The organism is Acidovorax sp. Root217, from assembly GCF_001428645.1.
Taxonomy (GTDB): Bacteria; Pseudomonadota; Gammaproteobacteria; order Burkholderiales; family Burkholderiaceae_C; genus Acidovorax.
Genome location: NZ_LMIH01000013.1, coordinates 83,595 through 108,950 on the forward strand (window position 1 = coordinate 83,595; position 25,356 = coordinate 108,950).

14 protein-coding genes are annotated in these 25,356 nt (G+C 54.9%); 13 read left to right on the top strand and 1 reads right to left on the bottom strand.

Translation table 11 applies throughout. The features are described from left to right. Window positions 1-100 precede the first annotated feature (100 nt). Entirely contained in the window at window positions 101-460 is a 360-nt protein-coding gene (locus ASE31_RS31640; protein ID WP_157412494.1) for a hypothetical protein, read from the bottom strand. On the opposite strand from ASE31_RS31640, the gene ASE31_RS31040 reads away from it, so the two are divergent. The 13 genes from ASE31_RS31040 (at window position 459) to brxL (ending at window position 24,869) form a co-directional block, all read left to right on the top strand. Continuing rightward, on the top strand, window positions 459-2,654 hold the full coding sequence (locus ASE31_RS31040; protein ID WP_082604165.1) for a helix-turn-helix transcriptional regulator: 2,196 nt from the start codon (window positions 459-461) through the stop codon (window positions 2,652-2,654). The genes ASE31_RS31640 and ASE31_RS31040 overlap by 2 nt on opposite strands. Before the next feature lie 83 nt (window positions 2,655-2,737). Beyond that, on the top strand, window positions 2,738-3,490 hold the full coding sequence (locus ASE31_RS31045; protein WP_082604166.1) for a DUF3944 domain-containing protein: 753 nt from the start codon (window positions 2,738-2,740) through the stop codon (window positions 3,488-3,490). 333 nt (window positions 3,491-3,823) lie between these two features. Continuing rightward, window positions 3,824-5,050 carry a hypothetical protein gene (locus ASE31_RS31645; protein ID WP_157412495.1) on the top strand — a complete coding sequence of 409 codons (1,227 nt, stop codon included), beginning with the start codon at window positions 3,824-3,826 and terminating at the stop codon, window positions 5,048-5,050. 764 nt (window positions 5,051-5,814) lie between these two features. Further along, window positions 5,815-6,327: a BrxE family protein gene (locus ASE31_RS15155; RefSeq protein WP_235514488.1), complete on the top strand. Its 513-nt coding sequence runs from the start codon at window positions 5,815-5,817 to the stop codon at window positions 6,325-6,327. A 1-nt stretch (window position 6,328) separates the two neighbouring features. Further along, the gene (locus tag ASE31_RS15160; protein ID WP_057202645.1) at window positions 6,329-7,117 is read left to right on the top strand and encodes a DUF1819 family protein; all 789 of its coding nucleotides are present in this window, start codon (window positions 6,329-6,331) and stop codon (window positions 7,115-7,117) included. Beyond that, window positions 7,098-7,673 (top strand): BREX protein BrxB domain-containing protein, encoded by a 576-nt coding sequence (locus ASE31_RS15165; RefSeq protein WP_057202646.1) that lies wholly within the window; start codon window positions 7,098-7,100, stop codon window positions 7,671-7,673. The genes ASE31_RS15160 and ASE31_RS15165 overlap by 20 nt, the downstream gene beginning before the upstream one ends. A 28-nt stretch (window positions 7,674-7,701) precedes the next feature. Next, window positions 7,702-11,325: a BREX system P-loop protein BrxC gene (brxC, locus tag ASE31_RS15170; protein WP_057202647.1), complete on the top strand. Its 3,624-nt coding sequence runs from the start codon at window positions 7,702-7,704 to the stop codon at window positions 11,323-11,325. Between the two features lie 31 nt (window positions 11,326-11,356). Next, window positions 11,357-14,047 (top strand): ATP-binding domain-containing protein, encoded by a 2,691-nt coding sequence (locus tag ASE31_RS15175; RefSeq protein ID WP_057202648.1) that lies wholly within the window; start codon window positions 11,357-11,359, stop codon window positions 14,045-14,047. A 5-nt stretch (window positions 14,048-14,052) separates the two neighbouring features. Further along, entirely contained in the window at window positions 14,053-16,413 is a 2,361-nt protein-coding gene (locus tag ASE31_RS32240; protein ID WP_200961115.1) for a hypothetical protein, read from the top strand. After that, window positions 16,413-18,359 carry a hypothetical protein gene (locus ASE31_RS15190; protein ID WP_057202649.1) on the top strand — a complete coding sequence of 649 codons (1,947 nt, stop codon included), beginning with the start codon at window positions 16,413-16,415 and terminating at the stop codon, window positions 18,357-18,359. The genes ASE31_RS32240 and ASE31_RS15190 overlap by 1 nt, the downstream gene beginning before the upstream one ends. Further along, window positions 18,356-20,218, top strand: coding sequence for a DUF262 domain-containing protein (locus ASE31_RS15195; RefSeq protein WP_057202650.1), 1,863 nt, complete (start codon window positions 18,356-18,358; stop codon window positions 20,216-20,218). The genes ASE31_RS15190 and ASE31_RS15195 overlap by 4 nt, the downstream gene beginning before the upstream one ends. After that, window positions 20,215-22,755, top strand: a complete 2,541-nt coding sequence (locus tag ASE31_RS15200) for a PglZ domain-containing protein (RefSeq protein WP_057202651.1) — start codon at window positions 20,215-20,217, stop codon at window positions 22,753-22,755. Before ASE31_RS15195 ends, ASE31_RS15200 begins: the two co-directional genes overlap by 4 nt. A gap of 5 nt (window positions 22,756-22,760) precedes the next feature. Continuing rightward, entirely contained in the window at window positions 22,761-24,869 is a 2,109-nt protein-coding gene (brxL, locus tag ASE31_RS15205; RefSeq protein ID WP_057202652.1) for a BREX system Lon protease-like protein BrxL, read from the top strand. The last annotated feature ends 487 nt before the right edge of the window (window positions 24,870-25,356 follow it).

Genomic DNA, 25,356 nt, shown 5'->3' on the forward strand with positions numbered 1-25,356 from the left:
CCTCCATCCGCTTTCGCCGCATCGATCAGCCCAGAGCTGGACCAGGGCAGCTCAAGGAGCCTCTCAGCCTCGCCTCGGAGCATCCCCATGTCCCAATTGCTCAGTGGTGCCGGCCAAAGCGCCGGCCGTCCCGGCCGGGGTCTGGACCCATGCTCGAGGTGGTAAACACCCGCGTGCGCGACAGCCCGTCCACGATCAGGTCGCCCGGGCCAGCAAGGCGGATCAGTGCGTGTGGCGTTTGTAAGCACCTACCAACAATGAACAAAGCTTGAAACTCATAAAACCCTGCAAAAAAAATGTTGACATTCCATTTAAACGGAATAGTATTCACCACATGCATATCATATAAACGATATTCCAAAGCATGATTGCAATGCTTTGGCCCCGGATCTGCCAGAGTGTGCGAGTCCTGACCATAAGACATTCGTATCAGAGGCATAGCTACACCAGAGGAAGTCATGGAAATTTATGATCTTGGACAGCTACGCAAGAGTGCTGGTCTAACCCAGGTACAGGTTGCGGAAGCGCTTTCGCTTTCGCAACCCCAAGTGTCAAGGTACGAAGCTGACCCTTCCGAGGCGTCAATGAAGTTGGTGAAGGCTTGGACGGAACTTTGCGGTGACGTAAGAAAGACTCGCGGGATAACTATTGAGCCCGACAATAAGCGCAAGAAACTTGAAGACGCTCTGCACGACCTTTATGGTTGGTTCAAGTTTGCCCCCCAGACCCAAGGCATACCCGATCTTCCTGACCTTCTGCAGATGCACGCGATGATTGCCAACATGGCGCGCAAGCCCCGCATGGCCGTCGCAGGTAAGTTCGACACTGGTAAGTCGACACTTCTTAACTATCTGCTTGGCGGCAAGCACCTTCCGACAGCCTATCAGCCAACAACATCTCTCGTGTGCCATATCAGGCATCTGGATGACAAGCCTAGTTGGCAAACGGAGCCAGTGTGGATCATGGGACAGGGCTACAACATGTCCTCACCGGATGACCAGCAGAATGCAGAGGCACATAAGCTGTTTGCGGGCGGATACGACACACTCAAAACCTATGCCCAGCATCCGGGGCGAGCAACAGAAGATTTCCGGCCCCCTGTTGCAATCGAAGGCGCAGTTGCCGCTTTGGTCTACATCAAGGCGCCCGTACTCGAGGCGGTGGATTTTATTGATCTGCCAGGCTACGAAAACGACGAATCAGACTCACAAAAGGCAGGCTTGGTTGGAGGGGTGTTTGACTCGCTAATTTATACCTCTACGGTATCTGGCTTTTTTGGCGGGCAGGATATGGTTTATCTCCGTGTACTGCTCGATCAGTTACCTGCACTCTATACAATTAAGTATGCAGCTCCATTGGCGAATCTTTTTGTGGTTTGTACACAGATTCATGCCATTACCGCAGACGCTGATGGACAGTCGCGCGCGCAGATTTTGCACGGAGTCTTTGAAAGTGCTGTAGTACGTTCGGAACATCAATTGGCGGAAGCCCTATTCGATGCTAGTAAGCGCTGGAATACAAATATCACCGCGGATACACTGCGAGCGCGCATGTTTGGATTTGCAGTCGATGACTCGACAAGCCAGATCACTGATGAGTTGCTAGTCGATCTGAAGCAATACATAGGAAGCACTGCTCCGCTGACCGCATATGAACGTATAAAACATTCCCTCGAAGACGGTAGGTCTTCTCAGACCGCCGCTCTTTCTGCCCTCGCAGGTCGCTTTGAGCAAGGCATCAGCGATCGAGAAAGTGCGCAGAAGCAGTATGACGAGTATTCAGCAAAAAAAGAATTGTCCAAGGCTAAGTTTTCGATTGAGAGCCAACGGCTCAATCGGATGATCGACGAGCACTTGGACACGACGCAAAAGATCGTCAAGAGTGTCTACAGCAAGTACATCCAGCTAGAGTTCATTGAGGCCGAGGTGCGTCAGAACTACAAAGACAAAAAAGACGCAGAAAAGTACTTGGGAGGATTCCTCATTGATAAAGTGCAGCGCGATATTAATCGACAGGTCTCTGTACTCAGCGACAACCTCAATGCGGAGCTGAGCCGAGTTCTCTCGTCTATGGAAAACTATCTGACTCCGGTGGGCTCTGTGATGAGATTCGATGCTCAAAGCGCATTTCTCTCAGCTCTGACCGGCGTGGGTGCAGCTGGGGCACTTGCCGGTTGGGCTGCCGCCGTTGCAGGGGGAAGCAATCTCGGAGGGTACATTCTGGCTGCGAAGATAGTTGGCTGGCTTTCCTCCATGGGAATCTCCGTAGGTGGTCCAGCCGCTGTGATGACTGTCATCTCTGCTCTCGGCGGTCCAGTAACTATAGCCATCGGTATCGGGGCTTTATTGGCTGCAGGTCTGTTCGCGCTTTTAGGAAGCGACTGGCAGAGGCGCATCGCAAAGAAGACAGTGGAGCAGTTCGAGAAGGAAAAGGTCGAAGATCAGATCGTTGTTTCCTTGAGGAAATATTGGAAGGACACAAAGGTTGCCCTAAATCACAGCATGGCTGGGACCCTGAATTCCTACGACGTTTACCTGGCGCAGTTGGAGCGCTCACTCGCTATGAGTAAAGAAGAATTGAACCATAGACTCGAGTCAATCAGGAACGTAGAGGCGTTTATTCGAACAATGCCCACTATTCCTGAAACTGTCTGAGCATTGACTTCTAACGCAGCGAGAAAATTTTATTTTCGCGGGGAAGAATCCGCGCAATATTTCAGCAACCGAAGGAGGGAAACATGGGCTATCGAAGCGACAAAGATATAGATTTCATCGGCGAACTCGCCTCTGAGGACTTGAATGACTTAGTCTATTGCCTCACACATGACAAAGATGGAGAAGTGCGATTCACAGAAAGCTTAACTGTCGATGCCAAGTACAAGCAGCACTACCCTGACCACCACGCCTACTGGACACTTATTGCAGCTGAAATCCAGTGCTTTGGCGCTAATAGCATAGCGACCATGCTCCGTCGCGGAGAAGGCGTACTTTACAAAGAAGTTCTGACTGATGTGTGTGACAAGCTCAGCGTAAATTATAACAAGAGCTCAGGCGTCGAAGTGATCGAAGGGAATCTTCTCATGAAGATTGCCACTGATGCCATTGAAAAAATGTCTGAAAGTGAAGTGCGCGAACTTGCACAGTCTATGGGTTTAAAAGATCTATCAGTGACGAAAGAAATAGTCCTCGGTTCTTTTCAAGCCATTTTTCGAGCTGGCGGATTCAAGTCATATCAACTAACGCTGATAATAGTCAATGCCGTTTTGAAAGCGCTTATTGGCAGAGGGCTTTCCCTTGCAGGGAATGTAATACTTACAAGAACCATGTCTATTCTAGCCGGTCCGATTGGCTGGGCCGTAACCGGCGTCTGGACTGCTGTGGATATTGCCAGTCCAGCATACAGAGTAACTGTGCCGGCGGTCATTCAAGTCGCATTTCTGCGACGGAAATACCTATACGCCGAAGTCGCGGAAGAGATCAATTTTTCATAACGTGGTCGACCAGGGTGGTGCAGCTTGGTATCCAGGTTGCACGACTAATAAATTATTCATGTAGCAATTGTTTCAGCCGGCAACCAACATAAAGTATTGAGCAATGATAATCATTTGTACCACACCCTTACGGCTTCTTACCTCATACTTACTTGTGACGGCAGTTTGCGCGGGACTTGCACTCATTGCCAAGGCTAATTGGGAGTCGAAGGCGGCAGCTAAATACGCCCAGCAATAATGGCAGCCTAGCGATGCTCTGATGGCGCAGTTGACGCCGATTCACACTCGCAAATTTACAGACGCCTGAAAGCAACTGAAAAGAGGAACCTTGATTTGATCAACAATCCAATTGACCAAAAATACTCGGCACTGAATTCAGAACTGCTTGCCATTCAATACCGCATCGACTCGCATCAAGCGGCTGTACAATGGTTCGATAGTTGCGATTTTGGTGATTCAAAAATGCAGGTCGCCCGAATTAACCAACGAATGGAAGAAGCAACCAAAGAAATAGATCGACTTGACCAAAAGATTCGCACTGATGAGCTCACTTGTTTGAATCTATCTCCTCAAGCAAGCCTGGGTTTTAATCCTCGTCACTGGTTCTCATCCGAGAGAGCCATGGCAAAGATGCAACTCTCCGAGCTAAGGGGCAACTTAAAACAATTCGCAGATCAAAAAGCACAGATTCAAAAGACGAAAGATGCACTGCGAGTGCGCTCCGAGAGGCTCCAGGAGGAATTAGCGAGATACAGATGCTTTGACAAGCTATCTGTACAAGCAGAGGTGCGATTTCTGTCTATGGAAATAGAAAAACTGAGACCTCAAATAACAAAATTGCTTGCAAAAAAGGAAAATCTTGACAAGCTAATTTTAGCTCCCATGAATCGGCTTTCTGATTTAGGAATTTTACGAAACAAGATCGATGCCGATATCAAACGAGCTACTGTTTTTGAGACGGAGCTTGGTAAGGCCGAAAATTCGTACGAACGTAAAAAAATCCACGATAGGTGCTCTCTCTATTTCTCCACGGGGAATCCTCGATCGATTATAAATGACCTGCGCCGCCAAGACAGATCTGCCGAAGCTGACATAAAAAAGCTCACCTCTCGCGTCAATGAAATCATCGCAGCATCCAATCGAGAAATAGATAGCATAATTATTGATGGAAACAATCTTTGCTACGAACAGGATAGGTTTATTGGCCTCTCAGCTCTCGACGCACTAATCCCTGTGATTTCCGAAAATTACGCTATTTCCATAATATTTGATCATGGCATTCGTGGACAAATGAGAATGAATGATAGGGACCTCCGATTGAGATTTCCGCACGCTAAAGTGCATGTGGTGGCCGAGAATCGGCGTGCCGACGAAACCATTTTGATGGGGGCGGAGATAGACAGTAAAATCTTCGTATTAAGCAATGACCGATTCGCTGATTTTCCGGAAAAGAAAGCTGTGTTTGGGAAGAGAATAATTCGACACGAAATTGTTTACAGCACGATTTACATTCACGACATGAACATCGCTATTCCGTTGAGCAATTCACACCAAATGTAAATTCTTGCGACCGAAAAAAGTCGCAGTGCGTTTCAAAAAAATTTATTAAAACAATAGCGCATTTGGGCGGTTGTAAAATGTTGCAAATTGTGTATAAGCTTGACTCAGTGCCATCAATCTAGGCGGCACTACCCTTGGGGCTTCGCAAGGCCTAAATTTCTACATTGACGATAAAAACGAGGATCGGATCATGGAAAAAGAGAGCAAAGCCGCACTGGCGAGCGCAGGAGGAGCCGCGACCGGAGGTGCAGGAGCTGTGGGTGCAGTTGCAGCCCTGGGTGTGCCAGGCCTCGGCGCCACAGGAATTACATCTGGGCTCGCGGCAGTGGGTACCGTGGTAGGGGGTGGTATGGGCGCGGGCTTGCTAATCACGGCTGCTGCTCCGCTGGCCGTAGGGGCTGCTGCCTACGGACTGTACAAGTGGCTTAAAGACTGAACAAAGGCAGTGCATCACTTTGCGCGATCATCTGCGCAAAGTGGCTGCATTACCGTGATCCGAAGCGACGTAAAGAACTACCGGTCCGAATGGAATTGCAGGGCAGCTCATAGGGGTGTGACCCTTCGCCACAACTAGACGACGTCGCTATGCGACATGGTCATCACAGGGGGGAGTTAACGCGCGATTGCGCTTCCCTTCATCGCGTCCACGTCCCACTGACGAGTTCTCTGAGACGAGACGCAAACAGCAAGCGTCCATGCGGCCTTAAGATCTGCCCCCTATTCAGCGAGCATGCGTCGTAGTTCTGGCGCGCTGGACAGCAATGATGAAAGACCAGATGGACCAAAAAAATCTCTCTCTACTTCTGCAGATACGGCTCGTAGTGGGTGTTCTGGGCGAGCGCAACCAGTTTGCATGGTGGCCTACCTCGTTCTATGACCAATCAAGCCGCTTATTTTTGGACCCTGTGTTCTCGAAGACTCACAGGCTCGCGCAATACCACGGGACATTAGAGGCAGCTAGGCGGCTTCACGACGAGCATCTGAACGCCGGTAGCTACCATCTTTTCCGTCTACCGGAAGAGGTCGAGCAAGATCTTCATACGCTTGTGCAGAGTGGCGTCGAGGACGGACTTATCAGCAGTGCGGGCAGCGACCAACTTTCTGCGTTGAATGAATTGAAAAAACTAGCCAAGGAACGCCCACAGCTTATCGAAGGGCCGATCGCCTTCGGGAGCGCTGTAGACATTGAGGCTGTTCCCGTTTTGAAAGAAATTGCAGGAGCCTACTTGTCTGCCTTTAAGCACAATACCAAAACTTACCCATACTTTGTGGGCTGATGTGAGCGAAAGAGCACTCTACACCACACAGCTGCAGGCAGGCCTTGGGTTGGTTGATGAAGCAAAGACGCTCCTTGAGCTATGGAGCCCTGGAATGTCGGCAAATCAGTTGCAACAAGTAGCATTGGGATCGGGCAGATTCCCAACAATCACTGCCCGAAGGCTGCGCAATGTAATTGTCGAATGTTTCGCACCTCGCTACTTAGTCGATGGTGGTGCACCCGCCAAACACCTGAAGCTGCTATCGCCCATCATCTCCTCCGGCGAGCTTGTGCAGCTACTTCTGCTGTTCACAAGTCGAGCCAACCCCATCCTTGGAGATTTCGTGCGCCAAGTTTATTGGTCACGATACTCAGCGGGCTACACGCACATTTCGAACGCGGATGCTCGCGCGTTTGTTGATCGAGCAATTGACGATGGAAAGACGATCAAACGCTGGTCGGATAGCACAGTCAGACGCGTCTCTGCATACCTGTCTGGGTGTTGCGCCGACTACGGCATGCTTGAGCGCGGAAGCAAGTCCACACGCCACATCCTGCCATTTCGGATGTACCCCAATGTGGCCGCGTACATTGCATACGAATTGCACTTTGCTGGCGTCGGTGACAACGCCCTGCTCACTCACGAAGACTGGCAACTTTTTGGACTCGCGCGTGAAGACGTGCTGGAAGAGATCAAGCGGCTCTCGCTGAAGAGTCTTCTCATCGCCCAATCAGCTGGTGATGTGGTCCGAATCAGCTGGAAGCAACCAGACATGGAGACACTCTGTAATGTCCTCACTAAAAGCTGATTTCGATGAACTGCGCGAGCGCATCCGGCATGGCCGAGAGCTGGGACATGCGAGTTTCGAGCCAATTTACTACCTTGTCTTCTCACCAGAGCAAATTCTGGAGGTGAAGCGGCAGACGCCAGCCTGGATGGCCAAGCTCCACCATGAAGGATGGAACGTCCACACTTTCTCCATTGCAGAACAGATCTGGGCTGTCCTTAAAGAAGACCCGTTTTGGTCACTCTGCGTAGCTGAAGACAAGTCTGCACCGCTCGATTGGCCCCGCACCAACAAGGCCTTGGCCGACATCCTCACTGCCGACAACGGCTTGTTGAGGCGACTAGAAGACGCTTTGCGACCGCTTGAGGGCCAGCACAGTGCGCTCCTCCTGGTGACAGATTTGGAGGCACTACACCCGTTTCTGCGCATTGGTGCTATTGAAAGCCAGCTTCAAGGCAAATTTCATGTGCCGACGATTTTTCTGTACCCCGGCATTCGGACCGGTAAAACGCGACTGAAGTTTCTCGGCTTTTATCCGGAAGACGGCAACTACCGCTCGGTTCACGTCGGCGGCTGATCAGATCAAAGAACACAGGGAACACCCCATGACCATTCGCTCACTTTTCGACCCCAGCAAGGACATCTACCGGACCATCGAAAAGGTCATCACCTACGGAGCCTCGCAAGAAGGCCGCCTCAAAGCTGAGATCTCGGAGTACGTGGTCACCGAGAGCATCGAGGAGCAGTTCCGCAAGCTTTTGGACCGCATGCAGCTCGCAATGGAGTCGGGCGGAGAAAACGAAGTCGGCGTATGGGTGTCCGGCTTCTACGGTTCCGGTAAGAGTTCGTTCACCAAGTACCTTGGCTTGGCCTTCGATGATCAGCGCAGCATCGACGGCACACCATTCATCAAGTATCTGCAAGATCGGCTACACAAGCCACAGACCAAGGCGCTTCTCAGTACTGTGGCACAGCGATTCCCGGCAGCAGTGGTGATGTTGGACTTGGCCAGCGAGATGCTTGCGGGTGCCACGATGGAAGATGTTTCCACGGTCCTCTACTTCAAAGTCCTCCAGTGGGCTGGTTACTCGCGCAACCTTAAGGTCGCTGCTTTCGAGCGAATGATCGAGAAGGATGGCCGCACGCCGGAGTTGCATGAGCGCATCGCAAAGGCGCTACCGGGCGCCACTTGGGCACGCGTTCAGAACAACCCCCTGGCCATTGACGGACTTATTCCGAAGATTGCGCACGAGATGTACCCAGCGCTCTTCCCGGAGGCCAAGTCATTCTCATCTAGCACCGACGGTTTCTTCCAGTTCGAAGACCAGCGCGTGCAGGAGATGATCGACATCGTCCGCGAGAAGAGTGGCAAGCAGAACATCATCTTCATCGTCGATGAGGTGGGCCAGTACGTCGCTTCGCGCGACAACCTGATCCTCAACCTCGACGGCCTGGCCAAAAACCTTAAGCGCCTGGGCGATGGCAAAGCCTGGATCATTTCTACTGCCCAACAGACTCTGACCGAAGACGACCCCCGTGCGGCGCTGAACTCAGACAAGCTCTACAAGCTGAAAGACCGCTTCCCCATCCAGATTGATCTCGAATCGAGCGACATCAAGGAGATTTGCTACCGACGTCTGTTGGGCAAGTCTCCTGCGGGCGAGACCGAACTGGGCAAGTTGTTCGAAGCCCACGGCCAAGCGTTGCGGCACAACACGAAGCTGCAAGACGCCAAGTACTACGACGCCGATTTCAGTAAAGCTAGCTTCACCAATCTGTACCCATTCCTGCCAGCGCACTTTGACATCCTGCTGCACCTGCTCGGCGCCTTGGCCAAGTCCACTGGCGGCATCGGCTTGCGGTCTGCGATCAAGGTGATTCAAGATGTTCTTAAGGGCGAGGGCGGTTCTAGGGCCATGGCCGATCAACCGGTGGGCTGGCTGGCCACCACGGTCACGCTCTACGATGAGCTGGAGAAGGACATTCGGCGTGCGTTTACGTCAATCCACCAGGCGGTTGGCAAAGTACAAATTCGCTTCCACGATTCTCAGCTCCACCAGGACATCGCAAAGTCTGTTGCCGTGCTGCAGATCCTTGGAAACTTGCCCGTGTCAGTGCAAAACGTCGCCAGCCTCATGCATCCGTCCATCACTGCGCCTTCGCAGCTGGAAACGGTGCGCAAGGCAGTCGAGGAAATGCTCGTTGACGTGCATGTCCCTCTCGGCGAGAAGGACGGCAACCTCGTCTTTCTGAGTGAAAAGTTGCGCGATATCGAGCAGGAGCGAGGTGCCATCGCATTGCGTACGGTAGACGTCAAGCGCATTTTCAACGACGCCCTGCGAGAATCCTTCGACCCGCTACCCCGTGTCAGCCTGCACGGCACCATGGCAGTAGCAACAGGATTGAAGGTCCAGTCGGGCAGCGCTATCACCAGCCTGGCGGGTGATCAAAGCGCCATCCAGACAGTGGTTGAATTGGTCGCATCCAGCGACTACGACGCGGCCAAAAACCGCATGCTCGACGACTCTCGCAGCCGCTCGGGCCGCAACACCCTCGGATTGCTGTCCCGGACGAACCCCGATCTCGACGATCTGGCCAACGAAATCTATCGCTGCCAGCGCATCGCCGAATTGCATCGCAACGAACCCGACCAAGAAGTCAAGGACTACTGTACCGGCCAACTCGACCGTGCCGCCAAGCTCGCGACCCAACTGCATAGCAAAATCAAACAGACCCTGCAGGCGGGCTCATTTGTCTTCCGGGGCCAGGCCACGGCGGTGTCGGCGTTGGACGGCGACCTGCTGGATGCAACCAAGAAGTTGCTCTCCGATGTGGCCGGCCAAGTTTTTGACCGCTACGTCGAAGCTCCTGTACGCGCAGGTACCGATACGGCGGAAAAGTTCTTGAAGGTGGCCAACCCCGCAGCCATCAGCAGTGCGCTGGACCCGCTCGGTTTGGTGCAAACGGTGGCTGGTCGCGCGTCGTTCAAGACTGATCACAAGGCCATGATCAGCATTCGAGACTACATCGACAAGCGCGGCACTGTTGACGGAAAACGCCTGCTGGACGACTTCAGCAGCGATCCGTTCGGCTGGTCGCCAGACACCACGCGCTACATCGTGGCCGCCATGTTGATGGCCGGCGAAATCAAGCTCAAGGTGTCCGGCCGCGAAGTCACAGCCGCGGGCCAGCAAGCCATCGATGCGCTGAAGACCAACAACTCGTTCAAACAAATCGGCGTTTCGCTGCGAGATGAGCGCCCCTCGATCGAAACGCTGGGTCGCGCTGCCGAGCGCCTTAGCGAGTTGGTGGGTGACATGGTCATCCCGCTGGAGCAGGAGATCAGCAAGGCAGCCGCCAAGCAATTTCCGCGCTTTCAGCATGATTACGGATCACTGGCTGAAAAGCTCAGTGGCCTCGGGCTGGCGGGTAGTGAGCGCATTCGCACCTTGAACCAGGACATTGCAGACGTATTGTTCACCGATGCCTCTGACGCTCCTCAGCGCATGGGCGCCGAAACCTCCGCTATTTACGACAACCTGAAGTGGGCGCTTGATGTAAAGCGCGTGCTCGACAACGGGCTCGACATAACACTGCGGGACCTTCAAGTGCATCGCCGCGACATCGAATCGTTGCCAAACACAGGGGTACCGGGCGAGTTGCGCCGCGAACTCGCCGATGACCTGGGCGCCTTGTCAGAGCGGCTCGGCAAAGAGGACTTCTTCAAGCACACACCCGACTTCAACTCTCAGCTCACTCACCTGAAGGGCAGGGTGCGCGATGCTGTCATCACACTCGCTGAACATCAAAAGTTGCGTTTGAAGGAAGGCGTTGAGGACTTGCAGCGCGTCTCGGAGTGGGAAGAACTTACCCAGGAAGAACGCGGCAACGCCGTGGACCGGCTGGATAGCCTCGCCCTGGCAACAACTCACGACTTGGCCGGACTCAAAAAACTCCTGGCCCGCGACTACGACATCAACAGCACCATTGAAGATCTCAAGCGCTTTATTCAACGCCAAGGCCAAGAACGCAAGCGTCACCGACTTGAGGAGATGCAAGCAAAAGAGGGAAATACCGGACCGTCCAAGCTGAGCAAGCGAGTGAAGGTGCCCAAAAAAATTGGAGCAACTATAGAACTTGACGTTCTCATTCAGCAGTTGCAGGAATTGAAATCAGACGCATCGCTGTACGCCGAGCTGGATATCAGCTTTGCCATAGACGCTGACTAGTCTATTGACTCATCAGGGAAAGAATGAAGTTATGAACCTGTCAGCAGTAGAACAGCAGCACGTCCTGAAAGTTGCGACCGATTCACTCAACATGCTGACTCGCGTGGCTGAAATAGCCCGTGGTCAAAGTGCGCACAAGGGTTTGGGAGCTGATGCGTTCGCTTCAGTGAATACGCTCAACACGGCTGGGGCTACCCGGGCGCTTGCTGATGTCAACCACGCCAACCAGGAAAGTGTCCAGGTGTTGATGCGAGAGCCTGCCATCGCCCGAGTGGTCGTTATCACAAACTCAGGCGATGAACGGGTGTACTTCATCTGCCGAGCAACTCCAGTGTCCGGTGCACCGGGGTTTTTAGCAAGTTACAAAGCGCCTGTCGGGCGCTTAGCCTCGCTGCTGGTCGGTGACAGATTTCATCTCCCGAATGGGGAAACGGTAGAGGTCGTTGAGCGCACCCGCCTTAGACCGGAAAAAAATGCAGGCGTATGGGACTCCAGAGAGTCTGTACTCGAGGGTGACAAATTTGGGCCGTTCACCATTGAGTCCCTTCGGGCGTTGCTGCAGGACAAGAAAGCACCCGAAGGGGTCAAAGACTTGCTAAGCCAGGTGCTGGCCAGCGACGCCGAAGAAATAGAAGTTTTCGAGGGCATTCGCAGAGAGCGAATCACAAAAATGGGCCTTAGGGACCAGCCTGTTCTGGACAAATACCAGGACGAGATATTTCGCCTTCCACTGAATCAACGCTTGCTACTTCTTGGGCCACCTGGCACCGGAAAAACCACAACGCTGATCCGGCGGCTGGGCCAAAAGATAGACATCACCGCGCCAGACAGCCTTTCGGCGGGAGAGCGTCAAACCATTGAGCGGGCATCACAAGGTGGCAGTGCCGCTCACCCTGATAGCTGGATGATGTTCACGCCCACCGAACTACTAAAGCAGTATCTAAAAGAAGCTTTTGCGCGTGAAGGCGTGCCAGCATCTGACAAGCGGTTGAAGACATGGATCGACTACCGCCGTGAGCTAGGTCGCAATGTGCTCGGCATCTTGCGCCTACCTGGAACTGGCGGCTTGTTCACGCTAAAAGAGCATGCCGCAATCCTGCATGCGAATGCACACAACAACCCCAGTGATTGGTTCGACGCGTTCAACATTTGGCAACGCCTTACCTTTGTTCAGGACATGCAAACCGGGGTTCTGACTCTGGTCAGCGCTGCCCATCCGCTAGCGGCACAGGTGGGCACGAAGATCTCGTCCGTTTTAACGGGGCAAGACTCCTCCAACATGGCCAGCCTTCTTATCGAACTTCAAGCTGAGTCCGTCAGTTTGCAGAGTTTGGTGACTGAACTCAAGGCCGCTTCTGACCAAAGGATTGACGATGCGCTCAATCTGGCACTCAACGGAAACAGTCTTTTTCTAGATGAGTTGGGACAATTCATAGACCAGCTTCAAGCCAGCGCTTCTGTCGATACCGAAGAAGAGGCTGAAACCGATGGAGACGAGGACGAAGACCCCACTGTGCCCAAAACAGGGCGTGGCCCAGCCATCAGTGCATTCCGCTCTGCGCTGAGGGCGCAAGCACGAACATCGGCGGCGAAACGAGTGGTCCCCAAGGGCAGCAAGAACGCTCAAATCATTGAATGGTTGGGCGAACGCTCACTGAAGCCGGAGCATCGCGCCAACGTGGGCACTCAACTGGTGTTGCTTTCTGCTGCACGGAGGTTTGTCAGCCCCGTCAAGCGCTATTTGGATGGCATTCCAAGGCGCTACCGCGCCTTCCGAAAAGCACAGCAAGAAGTAGGCACCTGGTATCGCTCTGAACCATTCCCGGCCACAGATATTCACCCGTTGGAGCTGGACATCGTCATCTTGACCAGTTTGCGCTCTGCTGGTGATTTGTTGCGCAACGCCACCATTGCTCGCCGTTTGAAAGACACGTATTGGAGTGCTTTGCAAACGGTGCAAGGCCTTCACAAGAACCAAATTCTGGTGGACGAAGCTACTGACTTCTCGCCGGTACAACTTGCCTGCATGGCGGCACTTGCCAACCCGCAGCTGCGATCGTTTTTTGCCTGCGGTGACTTCAATCAGCGCTTAACCACCTGGGGCAGCCAATCAGTTGAGGATTTGAAGTGGTTTTTCCCCGAAATTGAAGTCCGCCGTGTCAGTGTTTCGTACCGGCAAAGCCGTCAACTAAACGACCTGGCGCGTGCCATCATCCAAGAGCTGGGTGGTGATACGCAAGACGCATCCTTGCCGCCACACGTCAACAACGAAAGTGAACGGCCTGCCCTTCTAGAGTCAGCCGATTCAGATGAGACTAATGCTTGGCTGGCTGACCGAATTCGCCATATCGCCAGCTATCTGAAGCAGCTTCCATCTACGGCGATATTTGTCAACAGCGAATCAGATATTCAACCTCTCGCGGATTCGCTGAACGAAATTCTTGAAGATGAAAACATTCAAGTCGTAGCCTGCCCCAAAGGCCAAGTCATGGGCAACGACAACGACGTGCGCGTTTTTGACATCCAGCACATCAAAGGCCTTGAGTTCGAAGCAGTGTTTTTTGTAGGCATCGACGCACTCGCACAGCGGCACCCTGACCTCTTTGCCAAGTACCTGTACGTTGGCACGACACGGGCTGCAACGTACCTCGGCGTTACCTGCGCTGAGAGAATTCCGCAAGCCATGGAACCGCTCCGGCCCCAATTCACCTCCGTCTGGTAACCACGATGGCTTTTGACCAAACAACAAGAAACCGCCTGCAGCGCTTCGTCAACGACGCACGCCGCGTGCTGGAAGAAGAATTCACCCGCCAGCTTCAGAACGACTACGGCATGGACCCGAACGCGGGCACCGTGGCCGATCTGGCTAGCCTGCGCCATATCAACGACGCCCAGCGCGAAACGGCGCGCATTCTGCGTGACACCCTGGCGCACTACACCGCCAGTGGCGACATGAATTCCGCCCAGGGGCTGGACCGCATCGTCCGTGAGCAAGCTTTTACCGTGCTCAACCGTCTAGCAGCACTGCGCATGGCGGAGGCGCGTGGCCTGTTGGTTGAATCGGTCGGCAACGGCTTCCAGGCCAAGGGCTTTCAGCTCTATGCACGCTTGGCTGGCACCGGCTTGGGCGAAACCGGCGATGCCTACCGCGTATACCTGTTCAGCGTTTTCGACGAACTTGCCCAAGACCTGCCGGGCCTGTTCGACCGCTACTCGCCCCAGGGTCGCCTGTTTCCGCGCGAGGCCGCGTTGCTGCAAGTGCTGAACCTGATCAACGATGCCGAGATTGCCCCGCTGTGGGGCCAGGACGAAACCATCGGCTGGATCTACCAATATTTCAACTCCAAAGAAGAGCGCAAGGAGATGCGGGAGGCCAGTCAGGCGCCGCGCAACAGCCGCGAACTGGCCGTGCGCAACCAGTTTTTCACGCCGCGCTACGTGGTGGAGTTCCTGGTCGACAACACCTTGGGACGCCTTTGGTACGAAGCCACCCAGGGTACGACCGCTCTGCGCGATCGCTGCCAATACCTGCTCTGCACGCCACAGGACGTATTTCTGCGCCGGTTTGACACAGATGAACTTCGCCCAGGTTCGATCACGGCCCTCGTTCAGGCTGGCCGGTGGTCAGATCTTCCCACCTTCGACACTACCGAAGCTGGTGTCCAGGCCATGATCGAGTTTGCGCATTGCGTGAACACGTACGACCGCTACTCCAATGACACTTGGGGCGATTACTTTCAGCGTCTCGAACCCGCCTTGCGTCAGCAGCGCTTTGCAGACCTGCGCACGCAAGAATTGTGGGACGGCATATTTCTGGTTTGCCGGGCAGACCGGCATGGCGGTGATGGCAGCGTCTACCAAGAGCGCTGGTTTGTGGCCATCTGCCAGGAAATCGTTGAGCGTCTGGTGAGCGAAGAACCACAGCGCAAGGCCAAGGTCATTGCCCACCACCCGGTGCGCGACCCGCGCACGCTGAAACTGCTGGACCCTGCTTGCGGCTCGATGCACTTTGGCCTGTATGCCTTCGACCTGTTCGCCGAGATTTACCGCGAGGCCTGGGCCTGGGAGCAGCGGCACGGCCCCGGCTCGCTGCAGGTTCCGGCCGATGCCGCACGCACGGCAGAATATGCATCAAAAACGGCTCTAGGCCAATCGGGGAAAGCACGAGCAGCTATCAATACAGAGGCAAACAAACCAGTGCCTGGCGCTTGTGCGCCTCTGTGCCAAGCTTACGCCGACGAAGCAGCTTTGGTGCGCGATGTGCCGCGCCTGATCATCGAACACAATATCTACGGCGTGGACATCGACCCGCGCGCCGCACAGATTGCCTCCCTGGCGCTGTGGCTGCGGGCGCAGCGCGCTTGGCACGACGCTGGCGTCAAGGCCAAAGACCGACCGCTGGTGGGGCGCGGCCATGTGGTAGCCGCCATTGCGCCCCCGGCAGAGCCTGAGTTGCGCCAGCAGTTTGCCGCCACCCTGGACCACTTGGACGCCGAGCTTTTTGAGAAGACGCTGCAACTGCTGAAAGGCTTGCCCGAGCTGGGCGTACTGCTCCAGGTGGAGCAGGAGTTGCCAGATTTGATTAGGCAGGTTTTTGGTGAGCATGGCAGCCTGTTCAAAGAGGCGGACATGGAGCAGTGGCAAAAAGCCGAAGCCCGCTTGCGGGTTGCGCTGACCGAGTTTGCCCAGGCGGCCAAATCCACTTACCAAGGGCGGCTTTTTGCGCAGGATGCTTTGCAGGGGCTTCGGCTCATTGATTTGTGCCGGGAAGTTTTTGATGTGGTGGTGATGAATCCGCCATTTGGGGCGCTCTGTGTCGGCGTTAAGAACCAACTCACCAAGGCATATCCGATATCAAAGAATGATTTGGTGGCGATTTTTGTTGATCGTGCGCTGGAGCTTCTTCGGCCTGCTGGACGTGTAGGAGCAATTACGTCCAGGACTTGCTTCTTTCTATCTCGGTATCAGCCCTGGCGTGAGCAGGTCGTTCTTCAGATCGCCCGGCCAGAGGTGGTCGCCGACCTTGGACATGGAGTGATGGATGACGCGATGGTTGAGGCGGCCGCCTATGTACTGGAGAAAGTCTAATGACTCTATTTTTGCGATTGCTCGATACGGCAGATAAGGAAAACGCCTTGGCCAGCTCAATTGAGAAATTGAGAAATGGTGCGATTAGTCGTCTTGTGTTCTCACTCGCCCCAGAGTCTTTCCGGCGAGTACCAACATCACCATTTGCATACTGGGTTAGCGAACACGTTCGTGGCTCATTTAGCCGCTTCCCTGCACTGAATTCGTCCAGACGTGAGGCTTGGATGGGGCTTTCGACCGGCTCAAATTTTCAGTGGCTCCGGCTCTATTGGGAGGTTCCTTGCAATCTCTTACTGTCCAGACGGAGCGAGGGAGGCAAGAAATGGGCATACCTGGCGAAGGGTGGAGAATTCGCGTCTTTCTACCAGAAAGTTCATGTGGTCGTAGATTGGCACGGCGACGGCCAAAGCCTAGGCCAGTGGAAACTTGCTGAATTAGAGATGGGGAGAGCTTCAGAAAACAACTCAAAGTGCTGGAACCAAACAAAGTACTTTCGACCCGGCATCACATGGTCGGCAAGGAGCCAAAAGGGTGCCAGCTTCAGAGCTTTGCCGCCAAATTGTATTTTTGGAAGCAAAGGCCCGGCGATCCTGACAGGTGACAATGACCCCGAAGAACTATTGGCTCTTATTGCGATCACCAATAGTTCAGCATTTGAAATGCTCCTGAGTATTCAAATGGCTTTCGGTTCTTACGAAGTCGGTGTGATTCAGCGAACACCTGTCCCAGACTTATTGGCGGACCAACGAGCCAAGCTTGCATCAGCTGCGCGTCGAGCTTGGTCACTAAAGCGCGCATTGGATTCTATTGATGAAGTGTCCCTTGCATTCTCGCTGCCTGCGACACTGCGTGCCCGTTTAGGCGATTACGACACTCCCGCCATTGAATCTGAGTTGGTGCGCATCCAGAACGAAGTCGACGGTATTGCCACCAATCTTTATGGTTTTAGCGAAGCTGACCGTGCTGCCATGCAGGCCGGGCAAAGCGCGGTAAGCGAGGGCGAGACCAACGCCAGCACAGTAGACGAAGGGGATGAAGAAGACGACGCCGTGCCTGTCGATCAGACGGCTGGTTTATTGAGCTGGGCAGTCGGTGTAGCCTTTGGTCGCTTCGACTGGCGGTTGGCCACCGGCGAGCGCACCGCACTCAGCGAGCCGGAGCCCTTCGACCCGCTACCCGCCAAAAGCCCTGGCATGCTGCCCGATGGCGCAGCACCGTTTCACGACCACGCCGGCATCCTGCTGGACGACCCTGGTCACCCGCACGACCTGGCGCGTCTGGTCGAAGAAGTGCTGGCTCGTGTCGATGCACCCGTGCCCAGCGACGTGCGCCGCTGGATGCAGCGCGACTTCTTTGCCTTCCATTTGCAGCGCTACTCCAAGAGCCGCCGCAAAGCGCCCATTTACTGGCCGCTGGCCACGCAGTCCGGCAGTTACACGCTGTGGGTCTATTACCCCAGCCTGACCAGCCAGACGCTCTACACCGCCATCAATGACTTCGTCGAGCCCAAGCTCAAACAAGTCGATGCTGACGTGGCGGCTTTGCGCAACAAGGGTTCTGCCCGCACGCGTGACGATGAAAAGCAGTTCGAGACTTTGCAAACCTTCGAGCTGGAGTTAATTGAGCTGCGCGACACCTTACTCAAGCTCGCCCCCACCTACAAGCCTAACCACGATGACGGCGTGCAGATCGCCGCCGCGCCGCTGTGGTCGCTATTCCGCCACAAGCCCTGGCAGAAGGTGCTCAAAGAGACCTGGGCGAAGCTGGAAAAAGGCGACTACGAGTGGGCGCACCTGGCCATGAACTATTGGCCTGAGCGAGTGCGTGAGAAGTGCAAGACCGACAAATCTCTGGCCATTGCGCACGGTCTGAAGGATTTGTACGTCGAGCCTGAAGCAGCACCGAAGAAAACACGCGGTAGGAAGAAAGCAGGAGTAGGCGAATGAGCATCATGCAGCAGTCCAGCAAAGCCCAAGATAGAACCCTTGGCGTCTGGTTCCAAAATATCCAGCAAGGCATGATCAAGCTGCCGCGCTTTCAGCGTTTCGAGGCTTGGGATCGTGGCCGAATCGCGAGTTTTCTGAACACCATCATCAACAATCTGCCGGTTGGCGTGACGCTGGCACTTGAAGTGGCCGGGGCGGAGAAGTTTGAGTCGCGCTACATCGCTACATCTGACCCCGCCGGGCCAGGCACCGTGACGCAGCATTTGTTGGATGGGCAGCAGCGGCTTACGGCGTTTTGGCGGTCGATGCACAACAACTACGAGTGGGAGACGTTCTTTGTCTATCTGCCGGAGTTTGATCGCGGCGAGAGCAAGTCGGGGGCTGACGCTGAGATCCGCTGTATTCCGCGCTGGGTGAACAAGCACCAGCTTCGCATGCCGCGCTGGGCAGAGGAGCCTCCGCAGTGTTTTAAACGCGGATTGCTTCCCGTATCTTTGCTTCGACCCGGCGACATTTCGACCGAAATAGACCTCTGGCTCAACGATGCGACCAAGCCACTTGAGCCTGCGGACACGGACCCGGATGCGTTGTCCAAGTACAAGGCTTACACCGCCACTCGCGACAAGATAAAAGCAGAGATCACAACGCTGCGCGAGCGCGTTACTCATTTCAACTTGCCCTACCTGTCTCTGCCGGCCGATACCAGCAAGGATGTGGCGCTGCAGGTGTTTATCAACATGAACACCAACAGCAAGCCCCTATCTCTGTACGACATCATCGTGGCCGAAGTTGAAAGCGTTGCGGAGAAGTCGCTCCATGCCCTGGAGGCCAGTCTGAACGACAAGTGCCCAACGGCGCGGCGCTATGGCAATTTGTCGGACCTCATTTTGTCCACTTCGGCGTTGTTGCAGGAAAAGCTACCCAACACGCGCGGCATGATCGAGATGGACAAAAAGCAGCTACTGCAAAACTGGCCGAAGCTGGAGCGCGGGCTTGAGCGGATGGCGTCTTTCCTGGACAGCCAGCGTGTGTTCGATGAAGCCCGGTTGCCGACGAATGCGGTGCTTGCCGTTATCGCGGCTGCCTACGAGTTGATACCGGACCACGGTGACTTTTTGGCCAAGGCAGAGAAGCTGCTGCGCCGGTACTTGTGGTCGGCCTTTTTCACAGACCGCTATGAGAACACCGCAGCATCTCGGGCGTTTGCCGACTTCAAGGCGCTCAAGGCAATGCTGAAGAATCCCGGCTTTGCCGATGCCGAGTTGGCGACCGTGCCCGCGCTGAATCGTTCCGAATTCCCGCTGGCGGATGTGGATTCGCTGATGGCTGCTGGCTGGCCGAAGGCTGCGGGGATAGAAGCACGCGCCATCTTGGCGGTAACGACCTACCTGGGTGCAATCGACTTCGCAGACCACAAACCCGCAACCTACGACAGCATTCAAAAGCGTGAGTACCACCACGTGTTTCCAGATGCGTTGCTGTCAGAAGCTGAAGTTCCGAGCTACCTGGCGCTGAACTGCGCGCTCATCACTTGGAAGACCAACCGGATGATCGGCCGCAAAGATCCGCTGGACTACCTGAAAGAGCGTGTTCAATGGGCTGACGAAAGTGTTGTGCGAACGCGCTTGGAGTCCCATCTGATTTCATATGACCTGCTCTCCAAAGCGCACTATGCCGCTATTGACGGTGCGGCGTTTAAGCAGAAGTTAAGGGATGATTTCAACCGGTTTTTGCGTGGTCGGGCTATTCTGGTGGTCGCCGCGATGGGTGAGCTTGCCGCTGGAAACAGCCCCACACTCGACGCGTTGTGGTCGACTCATCTCGACAAGAGCACAGAGAGTACGGAGTCTGTTGCATGAGCATTGCCGAATTTATTCGAGAGAGCGTACTGCGCCCGCGCTTGAAGCAAGCTGGCGCACTGGTGGTGTACGACGCTGATAGGCGCTACCGCGAACAATGCTTCGATCTGGCTGCCGACAAGGTACGGGTCGTCGATGTATCTGAAAGCAGTATTGAAAGCCGCGAGGCGGCCCTGCTGGCACTGCGCGAGGTGGGGCAACCCAAGGCAACGCTGGAAGGCGTGTTGGTATATGTGCCAGCCAAGCGCCCCGAAACCGACGAGCAAAAGCAGATCGATCCGTTCGCCCTTTATGCGGCCTGCGGAGCAGTGTTTCCCAAGTTGGATGATGGGGATGATTACCTGAGTATCTGCTTGAAGGCACGCCCGGACCATGCCACCGAGATCAGGCAGGTGTTTGCAGGCTCTCCAACTGGCCCTTCCTTTGCAGTCATTGATGCAATCGGAGGCGGCGTAAGCTGGCCGCATTTGCGCGCGACGCTCAGGGTGGAGTCGGGGCGCGAGATTCTCGCCGCACTGTTGGCACCGAGCATCCACCAGGCGGATGCGTTGAAAGCCCAGGAGGGGTGGGCGCAAGAGGCTCGGGACTTCCTGCGGGCAACCCTTGCCGTGAACGTGAAGACGCGTGCCAAGAGCTGGTCCGCTCTTGCCGACGAGCTTTGGCGCTATGTGCTGTTCAGTGAGTTTGTTTTCGACCTACCGACGGCGCTGCCCGACAGCCTGAAAGGCGTTCCCCATGCACCAATGGAGGCGAGGCCCATCGTCGAGGATGTGTGCGAACGATTGCGCAACGACCCCAAGTCGCGTGCTGTTTACATCGAGCGGGCTGAAGCCATTGAAACCGAACTCAAACTGGTAGAGGTTTGTGGCTCCATTGACGATCTGGGTGTGCGTGATACCTTTCCATTTGAAGAGCGGACCTTTCTGCGCACGGCCATCAATGGCATCACCAACAACGATACGGATTCCACCCGCCGTGTGCTGGCGCGCTACAAGGGATCGGTGTGGCTTGGAAAGGGCGAAAGCCAAGCCCAGTGGGAACTGGTGCGTGCCGGGTTGAGTTTGGTGGAAGCCTGCGAAGACTACGAGCGTCAATTGCCCGACCACACTCGCTCGCAGGCAGACTTACTCGACTTTTACCTGGGCAGTCTGCGCGAGGCGGATCGCCTCCAGCGAGAGTTCGAACAGGCCGTCGGTGATTTTCTCGATCAACATGGTTTGATGCATGAGGTGGTCAGCCAAGCGCGGTCACGCTATCGCCGCCTGGCCGAAAGGGTGCAAGGCGTGTTCGTGAAGCATGTCGACACCGCCGGCTGGCCGCCAACCGGCCGCATGGCAAACGCCGACGTGTTTGATCGCTTGGTAGCAGGCCGCCTGAAAGAGAGTGGGCGCAAGGTCGCCTACCTGATGGTGGATGCACTGCGCTACGAGTTGGGGGTGGCGCTGGAGAAGCTTCTGGCTGAAGACGGCCCAGTTGAGCTGCAAGCGGCTTACGCACAGTTGCCAACCATCACATTGGTTGGGATGGCAAGCCTGCTGCCAGGGGCACGAACTGACTTGACCCTGGTGCTTGAGAACGACAACCTGGTACCAAAGCTGTCGGGATCTTCAGTTGCGAACGTGAGCCAGCGCATGGATGCATTCAAGAAGCGCCTCGGTGACCGATTTCACGAGATGGTGTTGAATGACTTTGTGCGTGGAAAGCCGCAGATCGCCGACACGGTTGATCTGCTGGTTCTGCGATCAACAGAGATTGACAGCCAACTGGAAAGCAACCCGGAGACGACGCTCGGGCTCATTCCGGGCACGCTGAAGCTGATTCGCGTGGCACTTCACAAGCTGCGCGGTATGGGCTTCAAAGATGCGGTGATTGTGACAGACCACGGTTTCTTTCTCAACGCACAGGCAGAGGCGGGTGATGTGTGTGTGAAGCCCCAGGGAAAATGGCCTGTAAACGCGCACGATCGCATCATGTTGGGCGACGGTACTGGGGACGGTCACAGCTTGGTCATCAACGCGGAGAAGGTTGGCATTCGAGGGGACTTCGCCCAAGTGGCCTTTCCCCGCAGCATGGCACCGTACCGCGCCGGACACTTGTACTTCCACGGCGGGGCATCACTGGCAGAGGCTGTCGTGCCAGTGCTGGTGGCGCGCCTGGACACGGCCTCGCACGCCGAGCAGCGCAAGGTGATGGTCGAGCTCACCTACAAGAACGGGGCAAAGCGCATCACGACGCGGTTGCCGGTCGTTGAAGTGATGCTGGCCTCTGACGATATGTTCTCGCAAGACGTGAGCCTGGAGATCTTGCTGGAGGCCCAGGACAGCCAGGGCAACGTCGTCGGCGAACCGCGCCCCGGTGGTGATGTGAACCCCGCCACCCGAGCAGTGACCTTGATGCCGGGTCAACGCAAGCAAATCGCGCTGCGCATGGACGACGAGTTCAGGGGCAAGTTCCGAGTCAAGGCGATCAACCCTACGACTCTGGCCCTGGCGTCAAAGGGCAGTGAACTGGCCCTAGAAACTGATTACACGGAGTGAGCCCGATGGACGAACTGGACAAGAAGCTGAACGAAATCTTCGACGGGAAGGTGCTGCGCAAGGACTTATTGCACCGGATCAAGAAAGGAACCAACGTCCCTACCTTTGTCTTGGAGTTTCTGCTCGCAAAGTATTGCGCCAGCAATGATCAGGCAGAGATGGACGCAGGAATGGAGGCGGTGCTATCGTCTCTGCAGGAAAACTATGTGCGGCCGGACGAGGCCAATGCCGCGCAGTCGAAAGTGGCGACCAAAGGCAAACATCGGTTCATTGACAAGGTCCACGTGCGCTATGTGGAGAAGGAAAAGCGTCACTGGGCATCTCTCGAGAATTTCAATTCGCAGCGCATTGCCATCGGCGAGAAGTTCTACAGAGACAATGATCGCCTGCTGGAAGGCGGCATTTGGGCAGAAGTCACGCTGGCGCACAACGATATTGACGAAGACGACTATGCCTTCTCGATTGAAGACCTGCGGCCCATCCAGCTCTCTCGATTCGACTTCGAACGCTACACGGAAGGGCGTGCGGCCTTTACACGCGACGAATGGATTTCCGCTGTGCTCAGGTCAGTTGGTCTGGAACCTAGCAAGCTATCGAAACGCGTGCAAATGCACTTCATTGCCAGGCTAGCGGCACTGGTTGAGCCGAATTACAACTACATAGAACTTGGACCGCGTGGGACCGGTAAATCCTACTTCTTCAGTGAGTTCTCTCCTTACGCCACATTGATCTCAGGTGGCCAGGCGACGAAAGCCACGCTTTTTTATAACAACGCTCGTCGCAAAGTAGGGTTGGTTGGGTACTGGGACACCGTAGCGTTTGACGAAGTCGGTGGAATAAAAGTGCGTGATCCCGACACGATCCAGATCATGAAGGACTTCATGGCCAACGGGCGCTTTTCGCGAGGCGCTGAGGTCATAGCTGACGCCAGCCTGAGTTTTGTGGGCAACATCGACCTCTCGGTTCAGCAAGTGGTGAACTCCAACGAGTTTGACCTTTTTCAGCCGCTACCAGCCGAACTTGACCTAGCAGTGATGGACCGATTTGCAGCCTACATCCCCGGCTGGGAAATGCCAAAGAACAGCAGCGAGTTCCTGACCAACAAATACGGATTCATCACCGACTATCTGGCCGAAGCATTCCACTATCAGTTCAAGCACACAAATCGGTACGAGGAGGTCAGCAAGCGAATTCGACTAGGCAAGGCTATTGAAGGACGCGACGAGAAGGGGATCAAAAAGACTGTGTGTGCGTTCCTAAAGATCCTGCACCCACATGCACCACCTACAGATCTCGAATTCGAGGAGTACGTGGCGTATGCGACAGAGTGCCGCCGCCGAGTCAAGGAACAGATGAACAAGCGCAAGCCTGATGACGAATTCGCACTCATTAACCTGTCCTTCTTCAGGTCAAGTGGCGAAGAGGTTGTTGTTTATTGCCCAGAGTCGAAAGACGCTTCGGCAACCCAGCAGCCTGCCCGGCGGCGGCTCAGCCATTCGGGAGATCTGTTGTCCGCTGCCACGGAAATTGCATCTGCGCCCCCTCTAGAGAGCGCTAAACCCAGTGCCAACGCCGCAGTCGTGGCTATGACCGCGCCGATCACGACGACGCCAACTCAGACACCGAGTGCCAGCGAACTTAAAGAGCAGCACTTCACCATTTTGTACGGTGACACTGGCCACAGCTATGAATCAATACTTGGCCGGTATCTTCAAGGAGCTAAGGCGGTTGTCATCGAAGATCCGTACATTCGTCTACAGCATCAGATCCAAAATTTCGTGCGCTTCTGCGAGACTGTTCTGAAAGCTAACACGGTGAAGAAGATTCATCTGATCACTGGATACGATGACAAAACGCAGCTTTCAGAGATCGCTGAGAAGCTCGATGAACTCAAGCAGAGTCTTCTGGAGCTTGATGTTGAATTGGAGGTGAAGCTCAATCCCAACATGCATGATCGCGAAATTCGCATAGACAACGGATGGGTTGTGAAAATTGGCCGAGGCCTGGATTTCTTCCAGAAACCGGGCGGATGGTTTGAAGTAGGCGCCAATGACCTGACCCTTCGAAAATGCCTAGAGACTAAAGTAGATATCTTTCGCACCGAAAGCGCTTAGCGTCTCGCGCCCACCCGACTCCCCAATGATCACCAGCAAGGTCCCATCATCGGTTGAGACCATAGAAGTAGACTCTGACACGAAAAGATGTGCGTATTTCGGTCACTGCTGAACAGTCGGGAGATTTCAGTTGGACGGCAGGAGCGGAGTGAACTGGACACATAGATCAACTCGCTTGGACATTCCCAGGTCGCAAACGATGAGCATCTGATCAATCGGACGAGGCTGTGTGGAAACTCTCAACGAGCATGCGGTCCAACCCCCTCCTGCGTCACTGATCCGCATCTTCCGCCAGCGCTGTTGTAGAGTTGGTTCGGGAGCACATGGGGTTTGTTGGCGCATTTCTGAGCCATTCTCGGCCTGTACATGGGCTTACGCCTTCAACATCCGCATCGCTAGCATCATCTGCGCGATGCCTATCACGCCCAAAGTCAGTCGCACCTCATCAAAGCCGGCCCAGAGCCTACACCTTGCACAAACCGTTTTT